Annotated in this window: 18 protein-coding genes; 11 read left to right on the top strand and 7 right to left on the bottom strand. The window is 55.0% G+C overall.

Annotation, left to right across the window (positions count from 1 at the left end):
• The first annotated feature begins 48 nt into the window (after nucleotides 1-48).
• On the top strand, nucleotides 49-1,686 hold the full coding sequence (locus SH467x_RS13225; RefSeq protein WP_482367580.1) for a Kelch repeat-containing protein: 1,638 nt from the start codon (nucleotides 49-51) through the stop codon (nucleotides 1,684-1,686).
• Between the two features lie 103 nt (nucleotides 1,687-1,789).
• Here SH467x_RS13225 and SH467x_RS13220 read toward each other — a convergent pair whose 3' ends face one another.
• Nucleotides 1,790-3,247 (bottom strand): tetratricopeptide repeat protein, encoded by a 1,458-nt coding sequence (locus SH467x_RS13220; RefSeq protein WP_482367579.1) that lies wholly within the window; start codon nucleotides 3,245-3,247, stop codon nucleotides 1,790-1,792.
• 204 nt (nucleotides 3,248-3,451) lie between these two features.
• Here SH467x_RS13220 and SH467x_RS13215 point away from each other — a divergent pair, with 204 nt between their 5' ends.
• The 3 genes from SH467x_RS13215 (at nucleotide 3,452) to SH467x_RS13205 (ending at nucleotide 7,586) form a co-directional block, all read left to right on the top strand.
• Nucleotides 3,452-5,368, top strand: a complete 1,917-nt coding sequence (locus SH467x_RS13215; RefSeq protein WP_482367578.1) for a polymorphic toxin-type HINT domain-containing protein — start codon at nucleotides 3,452-3,454, stop codon at nucleotides 5,366-5,368.
• A gap of 213 nt (nucleotides 5,369-5,581) precedes the next feature.
• Nucleotides 5,582-6,484 carry a serine/threonine-protein kinase gene (locus SH467x_RS13210; protein WP_482367577.1) on the top strand — a complete coding sequence of 301 codons (903 nt, stop codon included), beginning with the start codon at nucleotides 5,582-5,584 and terminating at the stop codon, nucleotides 6,482-6,484.
• Between the two features lie 94 nt (nucleotides 6,485-6,578).
• Nucleotides 6,579-7,586 carry an acetyl-CoA carboxylase carboxyltransferase subunit alpha gene (locus SH467x_RS13205; protein WP_482367576.1) on the top strand — a complete coding sequence of 336 codons (1,008 nt, stop codon included), beginning with the start codon at nucleotides 6,579-6,581 and terminating at the stop codon, nucleotides 7,584-7,586.
• Nucleotides 7,587-7,618: 32 nt separating this feature from the next.
• On the opposite strand, the gene SH467x_RS13200 is transcribed toward SH467x_RS13205, so the two are convergent.
• Together SH467x_RS13200 and SH467x_RS13195 are read right to left on the bottom strand one after the other, a co-directional pair.
• Complete coding sequence (locus SH467x_RS13200) at nucleotides 7,619-8,830, bottom strand: serine hydrolase domain-containing protein (RefSeq protein WP_482367575.1); 1,212 nt, start codon at nucleotides 8,828-8,830, stop codon at nucleotides 7,619-7,621.
• Nucleotides 8,831-8,913: 83 nt separating this feature from the next.
• The gene (locus SH467x_RS13195; protein WP_482367574.1) at nucleotides 8,914-9,867 is read right to left on the bottom strand and encodes a hypothetical protein; all 954 of its coding nucleotides are present in this window, start codon (nucleotides 9,865-9,867) and stop codon (nucleotides 8,914-8,916) included.
• A 462-nt stretch (nucleotides 9,868-10,329) separates the two neighbouring features.
• Between SH467x_RS13195 and SH467x_RS13190 the strand changes: the two genes are divergently transcribed.
• Nucleotides 10,330-11,175: a DUF2891 domain-containing protein gene (locus SH467x_RS13190; RefSeq protein WP_482367573.1), complete on the top strand. Its 846-nt coding sequence runs from the start codon at nucleotides 10,330-10,332 to the stop codon at nucleotides 11,173-11,175.
• Between the two features lie 73 nt (nucleotides 11,176-11,248).
• Here the strand turns inward: SH467x_RS13190 and SH467x_RS13185 are convergent, their stop codons facing one another.
• The gene (locus SH467x_RS13185) at nucleotides 11,249-12,046 is read right to left on the bottom strand and encodes a CvpA family protein (RefSeq protein ID WP_482367572.1); all 798 of its coding nucleotides are present in this window, start codon (nucleotides 12,044-12,046) and stop codon (nucleotides 11,249-11,251) included.
• A 246-nt stretch (nucleotides 12,047-12,292) separates the two neighbouring features.
• Here SH467x_RS13185 and SH467x_RS13180 point away from each other — a divergent pair, with 246 nt between their 5' ends.
• The 3 genes from SH467x_RS13180 to SH467x_RS13170 all read left to right on the top strand — a co-directional run bounded on the left by SH467x_RS13180 (nucleotide 12,293) and on the right by SH467x_RS13170 (nucleotide 15,225).
• Nucleotides 12,293-13,015 carry a metal-dependent hydrolase gene (locus tag SH467x_RS13180; RefSeq protein WP_482367571.1) on the top strand — a complete coding sequence of 241 codons (723 nt, stop codon included), beginning with the start codon at nucleotides 12,293-12,295 and terminating at the stop codon, nucleotides 13,013-13,015.
• 27 nt (nucleotides 13,016-13,042) lie between these two features.
• Nucleotides 13,043-14,500 carry an alpha-amylase family glycosyl hydrolase gene (locus SH467x_RS13175; RefSeq protein WP_482367570.1) on the top strand — a complete coding sequence of 486 codons (1,458 nt, stop codon included), beginning with the start codon at nucleotides 13,043-13,045 and terminating at the stop codon, nucleotides 14,498-14,500.
• A gap of 251 nt (nucleotides 14,501-14,751) precedes the next feature.
• On the top strand, nucleotides 14,752-15,225 hold the full coding sequence (locus tag SH467x_RS13170; protein ID WP_482367569.1) for a hypothetical protein: 474 nt from the start codon (nucleotides 14,752-14,754) through the stop codon (nucleotides 15,223-15,225).
• A 6-nt stretch (nucleotides 15,226-15,231) separates the two neighbouring features.
• Here the strand turns inward: SH467x_RS13170 and SH467x_RS13165 are convergent, their stop codons facing one another.
• The 3 genes from SH467x_RS13165 to SH467x_RS13155 form a co-directional block, all read right to left on the bottom strand.
• On the bottom strand, nucleotides 15,232-15,840 hold the full coding sequence (locus tag SH467x_RS13165) for a hypothetical protein (RefSeq protein WP_482367568.1): 609 nt from the start codon (nucleotides 15,838-15,840) through the stop codon (nucleotides 15,232-15,234).
• A 128-nt stretch (nucleotides 15,841-15,968) separates the two neighbouring features.
• On the bottom strand, nucleotides 15,969-16,712 hold the full coding sequence (locus tag SH467x_RS13160) for a LuxR C-terminal-related transcriptional regulator (protein ID WP_482367567.1): 744 nt from the start codon (nucleotides 16,710-16,712) through the stop codon (nucleotides 15,969-15,971).
• 157 nt (nucleotides 16,713-16,869) lie between these two features.
• Complete coding sequence (locus SH467x_RS13155; protein ID WP_482367566.1) at nucleotides 16,870-17,748, bottom strand: DUF6655 family protein; 879 nt, start codon at nucleotides 17,746-17,748, stop codon at nucleotides 16,870-16,872.
• A 262-nt stretch (nucleotides 17,749-18,010) separates the two neighbouring features.
• Here SH467x_RS13155 and SH467x_RS13150 point away from each other — a divergent pair, with 262 nt between their 5' ends.
• From SH467x_RS13150 to SH467x_RS13140, 3 genes are all read left to right on the top strand, one after another.
• A complete protein-coding gene (locus SH467x_RS13150) occupies nucleotides 18,011-19,372 on the top strand; it encodes an MBL fold metallo-hydrolase (protein WP_482367565.1) in 1,362 nt (453 codons plus the stop codon).
• Between the two features lie 112 nt (nucleotides 19,373-19,484).
• Nucleotides 19,485-20,381, top strand: coding sequence for a DnaJ C-terminal domain-containing protein (locus SH467x_RS13145; RefSeq protein WP_482367564.1), 897 nt, complete (start codon nucleotides 19,485-19,487; stop codon nucleotides 20,379-20,381).
• A gap of 86 nt (nucleotides 20,382-20,467) precedes the next feature.
• Complete coding sequence (locus SH467x_RS13140; protein ID WP_482367563.1) at nucleotides 20,468-22,138, top strand: serine/threonine protein kinase; 1,671 nt, start codon at nucleotides 20,468-20,470, stop codon at nucleotides 22,136-22,138.
• The last annotated feature ends 23 nt before the right edge of the window (nucleotides 22,139-22,161 follow it).

The raw sequence follows: 22,161 nt of genomic DNA, 5'->3' as shown, positions 1-22,161 counted from the left end.
CCGACGCGTCGTATTCCAACCCATCATCGAACACGAAACGACAAACTGATGAAACGAACTTTCTTTTGGCCGGCTTCGCTCGCATTGCTCCTCAGTTGGCTACCGGGACTCGCGCAAGCCCACTTTCCATGGCTGGTGCGCGGAGATCATGGAAAATTGATCTATTACTTCGGCGAGGGGATCGCGGACCAAACCTACAAAATGCCCAACTCGCTCGCCGGAGGCAAATTCACCGAACTTAGCCTGGACGGCAAAGCCACCCCACTTGCCTTGAACAAGATCGAAACCTCTGACTTAGTCGGTTGCACCACGGAAAAGTCGGTTTCCCGCGACGGCCTCTTCATCGCCGAAGCGACTTATGGCATCTACAAAGGAACGCGGCTTCAATACATTTCGATGCACCAAAGCCATACGCCGTATGTAGCACGCCAGCCGATTGCAGACCCATCCAAGTTACCGAAACTGTTTGCCGAGATCATCGACACGGATGGTGGCATCGATGTGCATGCGTGGAAAGCTGGAAAGCCTTTCGCGAAGACCAAAGTGACCCTTTACAATTCCGCGGGAGACGAGCTAGCCAGCGGGGAGACAAACGACGACGGCAAAATATCTTTCGAGGATACTCTGCTTCGCCAAGGTGTCATGGGAATCATGTTCGGAACAAGCGATCCCTCCCCAGGTCAACTCAACGACACCCGCTACGAAACCGAGTCGACCTACTTCACCGCCACGTTTCTGGCACCGGAACTACCCACACAAGAAGTGACCAAACGACTCCCTCCCTTGCCGTTTCCAACGACAAGCTTCGGCGCGGTTCACACCGAACAATCCCTATACGTCTATGGCGGGAATACGGGAGACGCACACTCGTACTCCGAAGAAGGCCAATCCAACAAATTGCTGGAGCTCGATCTTCAAAACGCCACCCCGCAATGGAAGGAAATAGCGACCGGGGAGCGACTTCAAGGACTGGGCATGGTCGCCCACGATTCAAAGTTGATCTTGATCGGAGGTTTTTCGGCAAAGAACAAAGCGGGCGAGCCCCAGGATTTGCATTCACAAGCTTCGGTGCACGCTTTTGATCGCACATCGAAGACTTGGTCAAAACTTCCCAGTCTGCCCGAGCCTCGATCCAGCCACGATGCCGCGATGATTGGAAACACCGTCTACGTCGTGGGAGGCTGGGCGATGGCAGGCAAACAGGAGACGAAATGGCACGAAACCGCTTGGGCGATGAATCTATCCGAGCCACAACTCGAATGGAAAGCGATCCCGAACCCTCCGTTCGTACGACGCGCCATCGCAACGGTCGCGCACAACGGAAAACTCTTTGTGATCGGTGGGATGGACCAGAAAGGTCCGACCAAAGCGGTTGCGATCTACGACCCAATAACAAAGTCCTGGACGGAGTCGACACCGTTGTTAGGTGATCAAGCCATGGCGGGCTTTGGGGCCGCAGGATGGAGCTTGAACGGATGCCTCATCGTTAGCACACACGAAGGGGATATGCTCCGCTGGGACGATGAGAGCAAAAAATGGAACTTGATCGGTCGTTCGGTCTCTCCACGTTTCTTCCATCGATTCCTGCCTATCGACTCGAATGTCCTCGTATCGATCGGTGGAGCCAGCATGGAAGAGGGCAAATTCGTGCAACTCGACGCCTTCGCGATACGGGACGAGAAATAGCTTGCATATCGAATGAGCGCCTATCAATACGGGGGCAACGGGGATTTCTAACTCCGACGATTCCCCCTCAAAAGCGAGGTTTGTCCCTGACTCGGATACCGAGTCAGGGAACTGGGACGCAGCGCCGCGTCATGTCCCATACGAGAAACTTTTGCTGGTCGATAGCCTCGGATAGCTTTTGACAAAGCTCTTTGTTTTCACCGCTGGCTAGTTCATCCGCTTTCTTCAAGTAGGCGATTGCATCATCGGTTCGCTGCATTGCCGCGCATGCGTTCGCCATCACGAAGTACGAAAACCAATCGGGTTCCGGGGTGAGATCCAATGCAGTGGTCGCCTCTTTGAAGGCCTTCTCTCGAGCCGACGAATTCGCGTCTCCTCTTCTTAAATGCAATAGAGAGAGCGAGCGATGGGCGGGGATGCGAAAGTCTTTCTCCGCGGTAAGCTTCTTCCACTCCGACTCCGCATTGCCCCAGCTATTCTCACCCGCCAACCACCTCGCCTTGATCCAACGGTCGCACGGCGAGAGGGATTCCAGTTTGGCGATCCTCGCCATCAATATCTTGGCTTCCCGATGTTTTTTCATGGAGGAAAGCAACAAGAGTCGCAGGTGAAGTACGGTGGATTCAAAAAACACAGGTCCTTGCGCTGCTCGTTCCAACCAAGTCCAAGCTTCATCGAGATCGCCGAGGCGCTCGTGAAGAAGCGAGCAAGCGATCATGGCAGCGTAGTCCGTCTCGGGCGCCTGCAATAATACTTGAAGGCGTTCCCGGACCTCCTCTTCCGAGAACCGGCGTTCGGGGTCTGTATGAGGCCAATATCGGAGAAGAAAGCCAGCATAATCGACCTGCCATTGAAGCCATTTTTGATGAAGGTCGATCATCTCTTGAATGGTATTCATCCTGCGCTGGACAACTGCGAAGGAGACCGTGTCCAGCTGCCGTATCTCCTCGCTTCGGCTGAGAACGTTTAAGTCCGCTTGGGCTTTGGCAAGCGCGACTTCTCTCAATTGCTGACCTGCCTGCGCGGCGTTGAAATTTACATTGGTCCGATCGTTCCTCGCGGCCCTGATTTCGTCGTTCATGTCCGTTGCGAGACTTCCCAAGAAAGCGGAAGCTTCCAATGCAGCGAGTTGCATGGACATCTGACGGGATTGCTCCCGTTTGATACGCACCCAACTCACCTCCGTTTGCTGTAGGGAAGTCTGTAGCTGTAGAAGCCGTGTCTGCATCAATCCCTGTTTCCGCAAATGCTCGCGAACATCCGCTGTCGTTTGCTCCAAAGCTCGTATGGGCGAGGCATCGAGGCCGAGACCAGCCGCTTCATCGTCGGGAGTATTTTCAAGTGCCAATTGGGGGAGGGCTGGCATATCTTGGGCACAGGCGATGGTTTCGACTCCAAGCAATAGACTAGACAAAAGAGTCGAGGAACCCAGCAGAGTGAGAGCACCATACCGCCGCGTCAGGCCGCACCGCCGCGTCAGGCCGTACCGCCGAGACGGGCCAGACGTATGGAAATCGGGGAATGAGAAAAGGCCAGCAAAGGAAATAATTGGCTTGCTCATGGCGTGCGTCGAGCTCCCACGAAATTGGTCGACTGCAGAAAAAACAGATTTTATTCCGCCAGCTGTTGGCGCGACAATTCCAGATTCTATACACTTGACAGAGTCAGTGCTTCATTATTCAAGCAGTTCACGCCAGATCTTGCTGCTGTCTACTGCTTGAACTCTTCTTGGTTTCAGTTGCCCGAAGGCACGAAGGAGTTGGCGATGCGAACGCATTCGGTTGGTCGTCACATGAGCCGTTTGTTGGCTCTCGGTATGGTGATCCATGGCGGTATGATTCCTGTTCTCTATGGCGACGAGCGCGATCACGAATCGAGTAGCACGTCCCGATATATCTCTTTACAAGATGTTTTGCGGGATGAATCGAAAGGTCTCCCTCTGAACCGTTCTACCTTGCTCTCTTCCATTCAGAGCCATAACGAAGAGGTATCAAAGCGGACCGTATCCTCTTTATCATGGCAGTCGGGTCTCATTCAATTGGATAAAGACTGGAAAGCGGTAGAAGAGATTACTGAAGAAGACCTCAAATCAAGTCTTCGGAAATACAGGAAGCAACGAGGTGATCAGCCTCTAGATCTGGAAGGTCATCGTTCGATGGCTGTTTACTGCAGCTCCCAAAATTGGGTGCCTCAAGCCAAAGCGCATTGGTATGGCGTCCTCTCGTTCGAGCCTAACCATGCCGAAGCGCGAAAAGCGCTCGGCTTTCGCCGCATCGGGAATCGCTGGGTTAGCGCCGAGGAATGGCAATCCATCCTGGAGCAGAATTCGGAAACTCTGGCATCTCTTAAGAAATGGTATCCGCGTGTGAATGAAGTTGCTTCGCAACTCGATCGCGGTGGTAAAGAGTCCGTCAAAGCGATTGAATGGCTTCAGAAGGTAGAGGACCCAGGAATCGTCCCCGCTCTCCATGCTGCTGCAACGCAAAACTCGGGAGATACGGCGGTTCACCTTGTCAATGCCATCCGCCGATTCCAGACGAAAGACGCATGTTCCGCCCTCGCTAATTTGGCGATCGGCGAGCCAAGCTCCCCAATCTCCGCCTCCGCGATCAAGGGCCTAAAAGAAGTCGAAAGCGAATGGTATGTACCCGAGCTTCTCGACTTGATGGCATCCGACATCGAAGTGCAGAATCAGATCGTTACGCGACCTAATGGCGCGCTGGTATTGCAAACCATTGGCCGGCAGGAAATGCAAGACACGAACGAAGTCATTCAAATCGATAAGATCTTGACGACGGGTAGCGGTCCTAACATCGCGCCGAGAATGGCAATGAACAATCGCCGATTGGGTCTTCGCTCCGGACGCAACGTCGCCACGATCCAATCTCCCACCAACGCGGTGGCAGCTAGCATCGCGATGGATGAGGCGGAGCGATTTGCGAAAGCGAATACCGCAGCCGCTGCAAATTCCAACACAGAACTTCGGGACAAGCAAAGTAAGATCGCGGTTGTATTACGAGCCACCTCGGGTCAGAAGCTAGATGACACCGCGCAGACGTGGTGGAACTGGTGGCAGAAACAACAAGAAATCGAAGTCTTGGGCCCCAAAGAAATCAACTACCAATACGGTCAAGATTATTCCTCGCCTGTCTACACTCCGCGCCCCGTGCAAGTTTCGTTCACGCTGCCAGAGAACACATGCGAGTGCCTTGTTGCGGGAACGGCGGTTCAAACCGAAACTGGATTGGCATCGATCGAATCGATTCGCATCGGGGACCAAGTGGTCTCGCAGAATATTTTGACGGGGGAACTCTCTCTCAAACCCGTGATTCGAACGACCCGTCGAGCACCTGCCCCGACTCGCAGTATGACGCTTGAATCCGGCGAATCGATCGTTAGTACACTCGGCCACCCCTGGTGGGTGACTGGAAAAGGTTGGACCAAGACCAAGGACCTCCAACCGGGTATGGCGATTCGAACCACCAGTGGCAATGTGGTGATCAAAGAGGTTTCTTCCGCCAAAGACGAAGTCACTTACAATCTCGTCGTGGCCGACAACCACAACTATTTCGTGGGTGAAAAGAGACTCCTCTCCTTCGACGCCGGCGAACTGATTCCGACGTTCCAAAAAGCACCCGGTCTTCCCGCCGAACCGCTCAAACCCCATCTGGCTTCCCGCTAATTGCCTTGCATCGGAGACTTCTCCGGATGGGTTAAACCTTTGCGCCTAGGGGGTTTTTGCTTATAGTAAGGCCCGCTAGGGACCTCTGCCGAACCGCGAAACGCGGGGCAGGGGAGGGCCCTCGGAACGTTCCAATGCAAGGGTTTTTCTTTTCCCAGACCAGGGTAGGGCAGGGGAGGGGGGAGCCATCCCCGGGCAAAACACAGGGTTTTCATGGTTAAAGTTCGAGACTTCCTGGGGCCGTACCGACTGGCCCGCTTGATCCGCCTCGGAAGTACTTGTCAGGTCTGGGAAGGAATCAAAGACGACGGCAATCGCTATGCCCTCAAGGTGCTCCGTCCAGAACAGCGCGGAAACAAAGAGGAAATCGGTTTCCTCAAACATGAGTTTGAGATCGCCAGCAATCTCCATCACAAGAACATCATCAAACTGGTCGAGTACGTCACCGACGCCGATACCCCATTTATCGTCCTCGAGCTCTTCAGCGAAATGAACTTGAAGCAAGCGCTGCGAAAAGGTCCCGAACCGATCGCCTACATGCTTGCCTCCATCATCGAACAAATCAGCGAAGCCCTCTACTATTTCCACAGCAAGGGCTATGTGCATTGCGATATCAAGCCCGATAACATTCTTGTGAATCGCGATGGATTGGTAAAACTCATCGACTTCACGATCGCCAAGAAAGCCAAAACAGGGCTTAGCAAACTCTTTGGTGGCAGGAGCAAAGTCGAAGGGACCCGTTCCTACATGTCCCCTGAGCAAATTCGCGGGCAAGGCCTTGACCCTCGCAGCGATATTTATTCCCTCGGCTGCATGTTCTATGAAATGCTCGTCGGTAAACCACCCTTCACAGGGAATACTCCCAACGATCTACTCAGTAAACACCTTACCACGGCCGCCCCTTCGGTGCTGGTGGTCAACGATAACGTCACGCCCGAATTCAATAACGTCATCCGCAAAATGATGGCGAAAAAACCGGAGGACCGCCCCCAGTCGATGTGGGATGTCCTCAAGATCATCCGCGCCACCCCTATTTTCAAAAAGCCACCGCGCAAGCCCGATGTGTCCGTATTCGACGATATGCCGTCCGGCGGCCGTGTCGAAAACCCATCTTAACTGCCTCGTCGCATTCATCGCCCTCCCAACTTGCACGCCTCGTTTCAAACCAACCCATCTTCAACGGACACCTTTCCGAACGAATAGTTGCACCATGGAAACAACTCCTCCTGGATTTGAATTCGAACAACCGATGCTCGACATCGAAATTCAACTCAAGCAGCTTGAGCAATCCCCGACTCACTCGCCGGATGAAGAACAGCAGATCAGTGCGCTTCGCCGTAAGTGGACGGAAACAACCAGGAAGATCTATGGCGAACTGAGCCCTTGGCAGATCGTCCAAGTCTCACGGCACAAGGACCGTCCGTACACCAAAGACTACTTGAATCTCGCTTTCGACGAGTTCGTCGAATTGCACGGGGACAAGTTCTTTGGCGACGATCGGGCCATGCTCACCGGTTTCGCCAAACTAGGTCGTCACAAAGTCATGGTGGTCGGCCACCAAAAAGGACGCACGTACAAAGAGCGAGCCGCTTGCCACTTCGGTTGTGCGCATCCCGAAGGCTACCGCAAAGCCATGTCCAAGATGAAGATGGCAGAGAAGTACGGGCTACCCATCATCTGCTTCATCGACACTCCGGGTGCCTATCCCGGAGTCGGAGCCGAAGAACGAGGGCAGGCGCAAGTCATTGCGGAAAGCATGTTCCTCATGAGCCAACTAGAAGTCCCCATCATCTGCGTGGTCATCGGGGAAGGGGGGTCCGGCGGGGCGTTGGGCATCGGAGTTGGAAACAAGATCGCCATGCTGCAGTATGCCTACTACTCCGTCATCAGTCCGGAGGGATGTGCTGGTATCCTTTGGAAGAGCCACCAATTCGCTCCAAAAGCTGCCGACGCATTGCGATTCACCTCGTCCCATCTCTCCAAGCTAGGAGTGGTCGACGACGTGATCGAAGAGCCCCTCGGCGGAGCCCATCGGGACCACCACGAAATGGCCTCGCGTCTCAAAGGCTACTTGTCGAAAACCTTGGACGGCCTGCTGAAAGTGCCGGCCGCTCAATTGGCCACCGATCGCTACGAGAAGTTCCGTCGCATGGGGACCTTCCTCGAACAAATGGAAGACGGTTCCGTCCAAACGCACGGGAACACCATCACAGCCTAACTCCCAAGTACCAGCCGGTCTCCGATCGGTTACTACTGGGGTGCAGCGGCCTTCTCTTGAAACTCTTTGCGAACATCTGATGCGTCGGCATTCGGGAAGTTCGCACGCTGGGTCATCAAAATATAGCAGCGGTCTTTGGTCGGATCGATCCAAGCCTGCGTGCCATACGCGCCCCCGTGGCCATAGCTTCCTGACGAAAGATCCTTCGTCACGCCTTGCGGATCAAGCACGATGCAGCAGCCGATCCCCCACGTATTTCCAGGCGTGAACCCCGTAATCACTTCCCCCGCCGAGGGAGTGGAGAATTCGGCAACACTCTTCGGCGCAAGGATGCGGACTCCATCCAACTCTCCTTTGCGAAGCAACATGCGAGCGAATCGCGAATAGTCTTCGGCGGTTGAAAAGAGACCTCCGTTCGCCGCTGGCATGCGATCGCGATCCGTCGGCTTCTTCCCACCGAGCAGACCGATCGGCGCCTCGACCAACTCCCCCTGCTCCGTTCTTCGATAGGACTTAGCAAGCCGCTGCACCTGAGCATCGGAGAGATAGAAAGTCGTATCCTTCATGCCTAACGGTGTGCAAATTCTCTCTTGGAGAAATACATCAAACGGCTTTCCTGAAACCGCTTCCACAATACATGCAGCCGTATTGATAGACGTCTGACTATATTGCCACTTCGAACCAGGCGGAAAGAGAACCTTTACTTTGGCGTACCGAGTCGCTGCTTCTTTGAGGTTCTTCGACGAGTAAGCTTCGCCGCCAGGAAGCTCCGCCATACCGGACGTGTGCGTTAATAAATGTCGTAGTGTGATTCTGGCTGGCGTTCCATCGCTCAGAGCAAGATTCTTCATCTCGGGCAGGTAATCGCTGATGGGGGCATCGAGATTCAGCTTCCCCTCTTCCACCAACATCATGACGCACACGCCCGTCATCGGCTTGGTCATCGAAGCGATCCAAAAGATACTGTCGGATTTCAAGGCCTGTTGACTCTCCAGATCCGCGAAACCTGTCGCATCGAGATGCAAGACCTTCTCGGAAGAAGCCACCAAGGTCACCGCCCCGGAAATTTCTTTCTCCTCGACGAAGCCCTTCATCGCTTCGCGGACGGCTGGGTAGTGCGGGGCAGGGGATTGATTGGAGGCAAAGAGTCGTGTGGCATGGCTGACGTCACCGAAGGTGCATCGACTTGCAATGCCGGCGAGCAGGAGCTGTTTGGTAATCGTGCGTCGATTGGGGAGAGGCATTCGTGCGGTTCCTTAAGAGCAAAGGTTGTGTGATGGCAAGGAAATCTATGGTACCGCCCAGTTCGCAGGGCAGGGTAGGGGGGCTAAGCCGAAGGGGAGGGGGGAGAGATGGAAATCTCGTAGCCGGCTCTTCGAATCCAGAGTTGGGATAGAAGAATCAAAAGGAGTTGCATTGCCGCTTCGCAGACCCAGGCAGTCCAAGTCGCTCGGATCATCGGTGCCGGCGCGGAGACTTTCAACCAAGCGACTTGGGTGGCAAGCGGGTTTAGATTCGATTGGAGCGCATCGGTTCCCATGATCTCGACGGGGGAATCCCAGTAGAGCCCCCCTGCCCCTGCACGAAGAATGGCCAAGAGCGGGATGAGTACGATCAAGGCTGCGAGTCGCCAGCTTTTCCATTGCAGCGCGCACCAAACAGCGACCCAACAAAGAGGAGCGAGAAGACCACCTATAGCACCGGACACGATCGTGCGAAGCTCGTTTGGAAAGAGCTGATACCAAGCGGAGCGAAACAGAAAGTCCGGGCGATCGAGAACGCTCGTTTTGTAGAAGAGGGCGGCAAAGCAAGCGAGAGTTGTGAGAAAGGTGATCTGACGCAAGGAGAACTGGAGCGCCGGATTGGGCGTGGTTGTTTGGTCGCGGCCTTGCGTTGGGTAGCGCGCGTGCAATGCGAGGCCCGATAGGGATCGCAGGATGCCGGCCATGGTCGCGCCGGAAAGGAGGAACAGCCCCCAATGGGAAGCATTGACGCCCAGTGCGAAAGGAACGGCTCGTATGGGCAGCCCCCAAAGCATGACCAAATTCCACTGAAGGAACGAGAGCACCAACGTCACCAGGAGAGTCAGCAACTCGTTGATTCGCCAAATCGGCCTCCAGCCCAGCCAAATCGCGATAAGCGATACAGGTGCGAAGAGCGTCATTCCTGGCAACTGATCGATGGGTAGTTCCGGGAGATTCCAGCTGGCATATCGCAGGAGGGCGCCGAGTACACCGAGCGCGGCCAGCGGCAAGAGGATTCTCAGGATGAAGGCCCGCATACGGTTGCGAAGCTTTCCGGTTTAGGGAGAGAATTTCGAATAGCGAAGTTGGTTCGCTGATCCCTTTGTAGGGCCGTTCGGCCGGGCAGGCAAGAGCAGGGGGGGTGAACCCGGGGGTGAGCGGAAAGCCCGATCCTCCGCGCATCCTCCGCCCCTATCCCACCCCCGCCTGCCAATCAGCCGAGAATCCCCGTCATCGCCCAAACCCGCCAAAAACCAGGGTTTTCTGCCATTCAAACCGAACATAAGAAACATTATCGGACGTTCCGGAGCGGGGAATTTCCCCCTTTGCCCTCCCGGCACCCGGGGGCAGGAGATTGCTGGGCGGGTAAGCTATAACGATGGCGTGAACTTTGTCACGCTGCGAATCTCTCACGATTACGAAGTCTTTCCGGAGCTCCCCGGAGCTTTCCCGCCCTTTACCGAGAACCCTCGCACCATGACTCCTGACCGACGGCAGTTTTGCCTCTCCGCCACTACCCCGCCCACCCTCTCTCCGCTCCTTCGCGACAGAAGCTTTCTGCAAGTCTCTCGACGGCAAACCTACTGACCGAGACACGGTATTTCGATTCGAAGGAAAATCGCTCCTTCGAACGGATGTATGGATGGGCCTGGCTTCTTCAACTCGTCACCGAACTCCATCCGTTCGACGACCCAGACGCTCAACAATGGCGCAACGCTCTTCGACCTTTGGAGGAGAAAATTGTCGAACTGACCGTCGACTACTTGCCGCGGCTTTCGTTTCCCATTCGGACTGGCGTCCACCCCGATACGGCCTTCGCATTGGGACTCACCATCGATTACGCCAAAGCTGTCGGCAACGAATCGCTTCTCTCGCAAGTCCTTCTACGCGCGCGCGACTACTACCTTCGCGACCAGTCCGCCAACGCAGCGTTCGAACCCTCCGGCGAAGACTTCTTTTCTCCCACGCTCAATGAAGCCGATTTGATGCGTCGCGTTCTCTCGCCCGATGAGTTCGCGGCATGGCTCCCGGCGTTCTTGCCGGAATTGTTCCAACACGACTCCGCGGGCAATCCGGTATCGAGTTCCAAACTGCTTCAACCCGTGGAGGTGAGCGATGTGACCGACGGAAAATTAGTCCATCTTGCAGGCCTCGACTTCTCGCGAGCCTGGTGCATGCTGGGAATCGCCCGTTCATTACCGGACAACAACCCTTTGCGAACTCGACTTCTTCAGTCCGCGCAAGATCACGCGCGCGTCGGATTTCAATACGTCTTCAGCGGTCACTACGAAGGAGAACATTGGCTAGGGACGTTCGCCCTCTTCGCACTCGCTGCAAGCCAGTAAGCCATTAGGCCGGTAATCAGCAACAAGCCAAAACACGAAGAACAAGCCACTGCGAACAGGCCGCTGCACCGACTTAGCGAGGCAAAATGTCGCTCGGCCAGCCGGTCTGCGTTCCAGGATTACTCGGCGGATACCCCGGGTTGGAAGGATAGACCCCACCCCCCTGCCCCGCCGGCTGACTCCCTCCCAAAGGAGGCCATAGATTGCCGCTGGGCTCGGGTGCCGGGGTGCTTGGTTGAAACCAAGAACCGCTCGTTCCATTCCCGACTTGAGCGGAGTTCGCCGTTCCTCCCCACCCCCCCTGCCCTGCCTCGGACACGGGATACCCCGCAGGGACTTGCCCATCAGGCCACTGATTCTGCTGCAGCTTCTGTTCGACATTCTGAATATAAGGTCCAACGACTTGCTTAATCTCGACCGGCAACAATCCACCCGCGCTCGCCAGAATACGACTGATATAAAGCCCACTCTTCGAGTTGGCGATCCGCTGTTGCTGTGCCGGCCCGAGCAATGACATAGCAAACATGGTGATCAAAAGGCAAAACAGAATTCCCTTAACCAAACCAAAGCCTGCACCCAAGTGTCGATCGAATTCTCGTAACTTCACTTTGTCGATCGAGGTACTTACCAATCGAAAAGCCATCCAGATCACGAAGCTCGATCCGAAGTAAAGCAATAGCATTGCCAAAAACAGATTCCAAGGCGGATCGGCGTTGATCATCTTGGCCACATCATTGCGAAAGTGGTACGCGACAAAATAGCTGGCCACAATCGAAGCCAGCGACGCGACTTGCCAGGCAAAACCTTTGATTGCCCCGAAGATCGTTGTCGCAGCTAGCACGATCAGCATGATGATGTCGTACGTTTGCATAGTGCTCGCATTCCTTTGCTCGGCAGGTGGACTGGAAGCGCGGACTATATCGCGATTGCCCAAGCTCCGTAAATACCCATTCTGCATTTCCCGAACGACCTTACGCTCCCCCCTCCTCTTTTGTTATGCATCTCCCCTGCCCTCCCCTGCCCCGTCGGCCGGCTGAGGGAGCAGGTATCCCTGAATGCAGCCATTCACACGCCGGATCGAAGCCGGTTCCATTTCGCTAGCAAAGCGTAGAAGATCATGGCAGACTTTCGAACCCATATGACGGTGAGCACGGTCGCGGGCATTCTTTATGGGTTGGGGGGATATCAATCGGGCCTATCGATTGAAAGCTGCGTGATCGGCGGGGCGCTCTGCAGCGTCAGTGGGATGTTGCCTGATCTGGATAGCGATTCGGGGATTCCGCTACGAGAAGCAATCGGGTTCGCCTCGGCCGTCATTCCTATGCTTTTGGTGGAGCGTTTGCGTCGGATCGGCATGAGTCACGAGATGATGTTGGTTACGACGATCTGCGTCTATTTCTTTTTGCGATTCGGTATCGCGGAGCTCTTTCGCCGCTATACGGTGCACCGTGGAATGTGGCACAGCATGCCGGCTGCACTCTCCGCCGCACTATTCGCCTTCCTCGTCAGTTCGTGCGACAACATGAGCCTTCGATTGTTCAAGACACTCGCGATCTTCATCGGTTTCATGTCGCATATCCTGCTCGACGAGATATGGTCCGTCGAATTTCGGCGAGGACGCTATACGTTCAAACACAGCTTTGGTACCGCGCTCAAATTCTGGGGGCAAAGCCGGCTCGCCAATCTCTTCAGCTACGCATTTTTGATGATACTTTGCGTTCTGGCTTACTATGATGAAGGCCTGATGTCGCGGTTTGGTTACGTCCCTCACACTCCCCAAACGGCGCTCGATTGGTTTCATCACTTCCGTACCCATGCACAAAATCTGTTGACAAGGTAACCTCGCCAGAGCTTGCCTTGCCTAACCATGACCGCACTTTATCAAGTCAACATTCGAGCACTGCTACGAGACCTCTCCCAAGCGAATTGCCATCCCGCCACGTTGGATGACTTGCCAGATGAGCTTTTGAATCAATGGCAGTCGCTGGGTTTCCAGTGGATTTGGCTACTTAGTGTCTGGCAAACCGGCGACGCCTCCAAGCGGATCTCGCGACGGCAAGCGACTTGGAGACAGGAATTTCAGGCCGCCCTCCCGGACTTGAGTGACGAGGACATCCAAGGTTCTGGATTTGCCATCACTACTTATCGGGTGCATGAAGCCTTAGGAGGTAACGAAGCGTTGACGCGTCTCCGCGAACGGCTTCAACAGCGGGGGCTTCGCTTGATGCTCGACTTTGTTCCCAACCATGTTGGTCTCGACCACCCTTGGCTTGAGACAGATCCCGATCTCTTCATCCTCGGTTCGGACGAATTGCTGAATCGAGAACCGCAAAACTACTTCCGACATCCCAACGGGACCGTATTTGCTCACGGACGCGATCCTTATTTCCCGGGCTGGATCGATACCGCCCAGCTGGACTTCAGCAGCCCGAAGCTTGTTGAACGGATGCAGAAAGAGTTGCAACATATCGCGACCCTTTGCGATGGTGTTCGATGCGACATGGCAATGCTGATCATTCCCGACGTATTCGAGAAGACGTGGCACCGCCCTGCCCTCCCCTTTTGGTCGGAAGCAATTCCGGCGGTCAAGCAAGAGTATCCCGAGTTCTGCTTCATGGCAGAGGTCTATTGGAATCGCGAGTGGGATCTACAGCGGCTTGGATTTGACTACTGCTATGACAAAATTCTCTATGATCGTCTCCTCCGCGACTCTCCCGAATCGATTCGCCTCCATTGGCTTGCCGATGATAGCTATCAATCCAAACTGGTACGATTTCTCGAGAACCACGATGAGCCTCGCATCCGAAGCATTCTTTCCAATCCCCAGCACTTCGCGGCCGCGGTGTTGTGCTACCTTTCCCAGGGCATGAAGTTCTTCCACGAAGGACAATTGGATGGTCGGCGTCTCAAGATTTCGCCCCATGTCGTTCGCCGCCACCCCGAGCCGGTGGATGAACAAGTCCATGACTTCTACCTCCGCCTCCTGAAACTCCTTCAAGATGATACGCTCAACCGAGGAAGATGGCTGCCGTTGGAGGCAAAGCCGGCCTGGGATGGCGATACCTCGTTCGAAAGCATTATCGCGTTCCGTTGGAAGGATCCCGAATTCCGCCACTTGCTCGTAGTCGTCAACTACTCGCCTCGAGCAGCGCAAGGACGAATTCGACTTTCGATCGATCGCAACTGCGTCAGCCATGTCCACTTCGCAGACCCGCTCAGCGGAGGGACTTGTGAAACCCATCGAGGCGAATTGTTCAATCCCGGCATGCTCGTCCGTTTGGCCCCGTGGCAATTCCTCGTCCTCAAAGAGACGGACGACAACTAGCTGCTACCAGGCACGACAATTCGTCGCCCACGAGCGCAATATTGTCGTAGTCATTTCGTGAACGACGATTGTGGGATCTTGCCCAATCCCTCCTCGCCATTTCGCAGTCCACCCAGTCTCCCAAATGGAACGGCCCGATCCTCGTGGCATTCCATTTGCAATCAGATGGCAGCACATTGCCAGCCCTTCGAGGGGCGAAAGACTTCATGGATGAAATCTAGGCATGACGCGCACCATCAGGGATGTCACGTATGGAAATCAGAGCCGAGAGCTACGCGACGAAGACGATGCAGGGATGGGATCAATTCCATCGCTTCCTATCGGGAGGCATTCCCCACGCGGAGGAGATTGCGGCAACCCTGGCCCAAAGTTCTCTGCACTACCCAAGGGGGTCGCGTCGAAACGTGGAGGACATCGACCTCGTTCACTATTCCTCTGTTCACCATGCCTACCGGCACAAAAAGCTTCGGTGCTTCTTAACGTTCATGGAGTTAGCGAAGAACGAATCGTATTGGGGGAGCGTGAAAGAGTGCCGTGAAACGCAGTTCGTGGTGATCGACGTATTCCTGAAAGATACGCCGGAATCGGTAGTCGAAGCGATTCGTCTTCTTCCTCTTTGGCTGAACGAACAAGATGAAGAGTCGCGAGGAGGAAGTCCATCCATGGTCTCCTCGCACCGAGCCCATGCCAACGGGTGGACGATCAGTCCGTATCGAGCGGCTTGAACCCGACTAACCGGGGAGCCCTTTTCGTTCCGTCCTCTCCATCCCCAATTCGAGAAAGACCATAAAGAACTCGATATCCGGAATATCCACCCAGCATTCGTTGGCCTGCTCTAGCCAACGAGCCATCGCTAGTACGCGCGAGTAATAAGGACTCTGTGTAAAGACCTGCTTCTCGAATTGGTTCATGAATCCGCCGCCTCCGAATACTTCCCGTTGATGCGCCAGAGCAAGCCTGGGAAAATACTGAGGGATCACGGTCGATAGGAACCGGCGAGCGGAGAACTGCAGGCGAACCAGTTCCGCGACATCGGCACCGAATTGGAGCGCCAACCAGTCGTATGCATGGGTTTCCAACAACGAGTCCGCAGAGGCGTCGCGGTCGAAATAGCACCCAAGTACGAACATCTCGCTGCACCCACAGAACAAAGTAGCCACCACCGAAGTGAGACATGCATTCTCGGAGATCCCTTGGGCTGCCGCCGCTGCCGACCGGTGAAAACGCTTCCGGATCCTTCGGTCGGGATGGCGCAAACCACCGTCGATGAACTGGTAGATGTCTTCGCTCGAGGCACGAAAACGGGGCTGGCCACTTGCAAACGATTCGACTGCAATCATCTTGATTTCCTTTCTGTTCGCTAGCTATCAGCAACCAGAATAGGATTCGATTATGTCATGTCGATGAAGATTGCGCGCAGGCAGGATGAATAGGCCGGCATTCCAGAGAAGGGCCGCCGTCGCCCTTGCTAATTCTCTTGCGTTGGAGACGCCACAGGGGCGGATGGCTCGAAAGCCGTAATGCCATGCTGGATGATCAAGTGAAATCGAACCAGGTCCGGTACGGAGTTCAGTTCTAGTTTTCGCATGATCTTCGACCGCCTCGCTTCGACAGTTCGTTCTGCAATGTTCAGTTTGCGTGCGATCATTTTGTTCATGGCACCATCGACCACGAGTTGAACCACGTCCCTCTCGGACGAGGTCAGCGTCTCCCAACGCGCGATCATCACTTGGAGGTCTTCCGACTTTTTGAAAAGACGATTGAGAACTTGGCAGCTCGTCTCTTCCGCCGGAATGCGTCTGGTGATTCCGATCGTGCCGATGCATTCGCCATGGAGCACGACACCTTTGCGACGAACCTCGAGCGGGATACGGCGTCCGCGGTCGCTCAAGATCTCGCATCGGAGTATTTGCACATCATCGGTCGGAATCGAACGGTTTGCCGCGATGACATACTCGTCATTCCAAGCGTGATTGGTCAGCAGAAGCGCGTAGTTCTTCCGCTTCCATTGATCGATGTCGACTTCGAAAACTCGGGACGCTGATTCGCTGATGTAGGTGACTCTCCGTTCCTTGTCGTGCGTGTAGAGAACAAGGTCTTGACTGGGGCAATGGAAAAAGCCCGGGAGAAGTGACTCAGGATGGCTCAAAAGAGAGCTGGGTTGAGAGCTAGGTTGAGAGCTTTGATTGGATGAAAAAAAGGGCACGTCCATACTTTACCTCGACCAGTTAGGTGGGACGGGCGATATTCGACAGCGACAGGGAGGGAGCGACCGGTAAAGGCGTTTAGTACAACATTGCGAGAGGCTAACGAAGAGCATCCCTCCATGTCAAGTAAAATATGAAACGAAATGCCGAGCTAGGCCGATATCATCGCGTCGTTGGGTTGGTATCGGTCGTGGCGGTCATGGTCGGGGCCGAAGAGGTTGCGGTCTCCGGATTGGGTTGCTCGCTGGACTTTTGGCCAAAAATTCGGTTTGCGAAGAGAAAGCCGCCTCGGTGATCCACCCCATTGGCATGGACGATTTCTTCAGACTTGATCGCTCCATTGGGTTGTGGCTTGATTCGCTTCCCGGCGAACCGGGTACCTCCGTAGATGGTGCCGTATTGGAGGGGCCCCACTCCGAGGATCCACGTGTCTCGGGCGCTGCTGCCGGCTTGTGCAATGCCAGACTGCCATATGGGCTCACGGGTCTCGCGGTCGTATGCGAAGACCGAGACTTTCGCGGCCGCGCTCTTCATCTCCCGTTTCGCCACCGAGATCTCGGGAATGGTCGGCAACTGAGGGGAGCCGGGGATCACGTTGGACGCGTTCGCGAAGATATTGTTGGCCGGCATCCCGTAGATGACGCTATGGCCATCGGTTCCCAGCGCACCGCATCGCGCTTCGCAGATGATCTCCGCCGCATCGCGAGAATCGACGAGCATACACCCCGCCGCCGTCATTTGTTGCCGCAGTCCGCTGATGATGTAGTCCGAGGTGACAAGATTCGCCGGCAGTGGAACCCCTGGAATCACCTTGCCCGCAGCAGAAACATAGGTAACGTCCAAGAAGACTTTGTGCCCCGACAAGGGACGAAAATCCATTTTCGAAATCGTGGAATCGACCGCATCGGACATCAGCAATTGTTCCGTCGCCGTAAACGACTTCGTTGTCCCACAACCGACCAGCACCAGAAATAGGCCTGAGATCATTGCCCAAAAGAGCAGATAGCGATTCGGACCAGTTTCGAAAACAAACCGTATCATCGACAACCTGATTGGGGGGGACGGATGGAAGGCGGGACGAGACGAAAAAAGGTAGGACCGGTGGGGGCGCAGACAAAGTGTCCATGCTCGCCAGGGGAGAATAGCCGGGCCGTAAGTGTCACCAAAGACAAAACAGGCAATCCAGGCAATCTACGGCGAATTCAAAACGGAAAAGATTGGCCCTGCACCGAAATTAAACCGATCGAACTACACTGAGGTCATGCGTCCCTCCTCTTCCCACCCTCACCAAATCGAAACTCCCATGCGAATCGTCCATCACGGCGGACACACCGGCGTAACCGGGTCATGCCACCAATTGTTTTTCAAGAATGGTCGATCGCTTCTGGTCGATTGTGGCATGTTCCAGGGAGCCGATGCACGTAAACGTCCGTCGATGGAAATCGACTTTCCGCTGGAGGGAATCGATGCCCTCCTCCTTACCCATGTGCACATCGACCACATCGGCAGGATCCCTTATTTGATGGAAGCCGGGTTCAATAAACCCATCTACTGCACCGTCCCGACGGCCAAGCTAATACCCATCATGCTCGAGGATGCAATGCGTCTGGGCATCACCCGAAATCGGCAGGTAATCAAATCCTTTTTGGAGGATCTCAAGCGGCATATTCACCCCTGTTTGTATAGCGAATGGATCGACATTGGCCAGGGAACCAAGATTCGATTCCAACAGGCGGGGCATATCCTCGGTTCCGCGTATATCGAGGTGGATCGCGATGATGAGCGCGTTGTCTTCAGCGGAGATCTTGGGTCTCGTTGCACTCCGATCTTGAAAGACCCCGTGAGCCCCGAGCGTGCGGACTACTTGGTCCTCGAAAGCACCTATGGAGATCGCATTCACGAAGGACGAGAGACGCGGATCCATCGACTCGAATCGATCTTGTGCGAGACCATCTCCAACAGTGGAGTCACAATCATCCCAGCGTTCAGTTTGGGTCGAACGCAAGAACTCCTTTATGAACTCAACAAGATCCTCGAAGAGATCGGGCACAAGATGCAGTGCTCGATGCTCAAACATATCGACATCATCGTCGACTCGCCCTTAGCGATCAAACTGACGGACATCTACGATGCGATGCAGGAGTATTGGGATGAAGAGGCTTGGGAAGTCCTTTCGGTGGACAGCCAACCGCTGGTCTTCAACAACTTGGTGCAAATCGATTCCGGTGCGGACCATCGCGAGGCAGTCACCCATCTGTTGAAGTCTAAAAAGCCTGCGATTGTCATTGCGGGGAGCGGGATGTGCACGGGAGGTCGAGTCGTCGACTACTTGAAGGCGTTTTTAGGGCGAGAGAACACCGATGTCGTCTTTGTCGGCTATCAAGCCTTGGGTACGCCCGGACGGTCGATTCAGGAATGCTCTGAGGGGAAATGCAACATCCATCTCGACAACATGGACTTGCAGGTCAAAGCAAGAACGCACACGCTCACTGGCTACTCCGCGCACGCCGACCAAAACGATTTGATACGGTTTGTAGAAAACATTCCGACCAAGCCCCGCGAGATCCGGCTGGTCCATGGCGAAGAGCCGGCCAAATCGGCCTTGGCAGAGAAGCTCTCGGCGCTGGGGCACATCGTGACTTGGCAGGACGAGCCCATCGAATAGCCCCCCTGCCCTGCCCCAGATTTTCGACTCGCAAAATCGATTTGGCCGATAATTTGCTCCAGATGTCGAAACCCGATTCAAACACAGCCGATTTGACAGCTTGGAAATTGAGATGGCCGAGGATTATTACAAAGTACTAGGAGTCGAAAAAACCGCATCCGCCGAGGAGATTACGAAAGCCTATCGCAAATTAGCGAGAAAGCATCATCCCGATCTCAATCCCGACGACGCAGGCGCGAAGAAGCGATTCCAAGAAATCCAAACGGCTTACGACTGCCTCAACGATTCCGATAAGCGTGCAAAATACGATCAATTCGGTGCAGGATATGAACAGTTGGGTGGGCAGCCCTTTGGAGGCGATGGAACCCAAGGCTTCGATTTTGGCGACATTTTTGGGGGGGGCGGCTCCCCGGTCGACTTCAGCAGTATTTTCGGTCAATTTGGCGGTGGCCGCTCGCGAAGGCAACCCCGAGGTGCCGACGTCAGCGCGGAAATCTTCGTCCCCATTCGGACGCTCGTGCAAGGTGGCGAAACACAAATCCAGCTCAACACCAACGGCACGGCCGAGTCGATCACGGTCAAAATTCCGGCGGGGATCGAACCTGGAAAAAAGATTCGATTGCGAGGCCGAGGGCAGTCGGTCCACGGAGGAAAGCCGGGCGATCTCCTGCTGACCGTTCATGCGGAAACCAATCCTCACTACAAGCTCTCCGGCAGAAACCTTGAATTGCGTTTGCCGATTTCGCTTGCAGAAGCGATCCAGGGGGGAAGGATCGACGTACAAACTCCATCGGGTACGATCTCCCTGACCATCCCTCCGATGAGCAGCAGCGGGAAAAAGTTGCGGCTCAAGGGACAAGGATTCAAGGGATCGGATGGAATTGCAGGGGATATGCTCGTTGAATTAATGATCAAATTGCCCGACAATATGCCGGACGGGATGAGCCAGATCTTGCCAGAGTTGCAACTCGGTTACACCAAACCTGTTCGACAGGGTGTGCAGTTTTGAGCCGGCGAAGTTGGATCTCCCCTCGGGGCAAAGAACCGGGTTGCCAACGCTATGATTCTGTGTTTTCCAATACCGATAGGTGATGCTTGAGCACCTGGATTGCCCCGACCGACCACGACGACATCACATTGGATGCAAACAGTCCGTTTGCAATTCCGATGCGACCCGAGGTGGATTCGAATACCCCGATCGGCATCGAGTTGCAGGAGGGGGATACCGGAGAGACCCAAGGGACCAATGAGCTGCTCCAAACCCGCTTGGCTGGGGCTGCTTTGGCATTGGGATTCGGGGCATGCATCTTTTCCCTGTGGACTCTACTTCGCGAAGCGACTTCGATCGACCAGCATTTGGGGTGGCTTTTCATCGGCTTGGAGATCGCATCAGCAATCGCCTTGATCGGGATGGGAATCTGGCTTTATCGCGTCCCGTCAGCAACCTGTCGTTGTCTTCGCTGGTGCGAGCTAGCGATTTTCGGTCTGACATCCTGCCTCTTTGCCGTCCTCCACTATCTGGAGATCGTCTTCATTGTGCAGGATTTCAGCTTGATCCCCCAAATGCCGATGGGAGGTTGGCTGATCCTCATTTTCACCTACTCGATCTTCGTCCCCAGGTCTTGGTGGGTCGTCCTTTGGGCCAGCGTTACGATGTCGCTCTTTCCGATTCTCGCCACGATCGTCGCCATCGTCTTGCACCCCGATGTACGCGCCGCGATCGGATTCGATCCCTCCAGCATGGTCGAGATGGTGCTGGTCCTAGTAGCCACCATCTTCGCCAGCGTCTCCAGCGTCCGCATGATCTCCTATCTCCGCGAGAAGGCTCATGAGGCGAAGGAATTGGGGCGTTACAAACTCAAAGAGAAGATTGGCTCCGGCGGAATGGGGGATGTCTATCTTGCCGAACATAGGCTCATGAAGAGGCCTTGCGCGATCAAAGTCATTCGCCCCGAGAAAGCAGGCGATCCGAAAGCCATCGCGAGATTCGAGCGAGAAGTCCGCACCACCTCGCGATTGACACACTGGAACAGCGTTTCGATTTTCGACTACGGCCGCACCGCAGACGGAAAGTTCTATTATGTCATGGAGTATCTGACCGGTCTCAGTTTGCAGGAGCTCGTCAAACGCCGCGGCCCTTTGTCGCCCGGCCGCGCGGTATACCTGCTCAAACAAATTTGCAACGCATTGATCGAAGCGCACGGAATCGGGTTGATCCACCGCGACATCAAGCCCGCCAACATCATGGTCACCGAACTGGGAGGTGCCTACGATGTCGTGAAGTTGCTCGACTTCGGTTTGGCCAAACCGATAACGACCGCCGTCAACGCCCCGTCGGAGCCAGAGCTCACGGTTGTCGGCTCTTTGACCGGCTCCCCGCTCTACATGTCGCCCGAACAAGCTCTCGGGGAGGCTCAGCCCGATCACCGATCCGACATCTATTCACTAGGTGGCGTTGCCTTTTATATCTTGACCGGCAAGCCGCCGTTTCTTGCTGGACCGACGCTGAAGGTATTGTTGGCGCATATTCACGAACAACCGGCTGCACCCTCGTCCCAGCGCAAATCGGGATCGGCTCCCATCTCGCTTGAGCTCGACAATTTGGTTCTCCGTTGCTTGGCCAAACAGCCGAAGGATCGGTTTCAGTCCGCCCAGGAACTTCTCAGCGCGCTGGAGGTGTTACCCGAAGCCAATGAATGGAATCAAAAGCAGGCGGCCCAATGGTGGACATGCAACTGCACCCATTATCAAACGAGCCACGGATGATTGGCAAAAGAGTCACGGATAGC

This window comes from Brakhagea slesvicensis (genome assembly GCF_052161625.1).
GTDB lineage: Bacteria > Planctomycetota > Planctomycetia > Pirellulales > Pirellulaceae > JBKCUI01.
The sequence above is the reverse complement of the archived record's forward strand: the minus strand, read 5'-3'. Positions and strand labels throughout refer to the sequence as shown.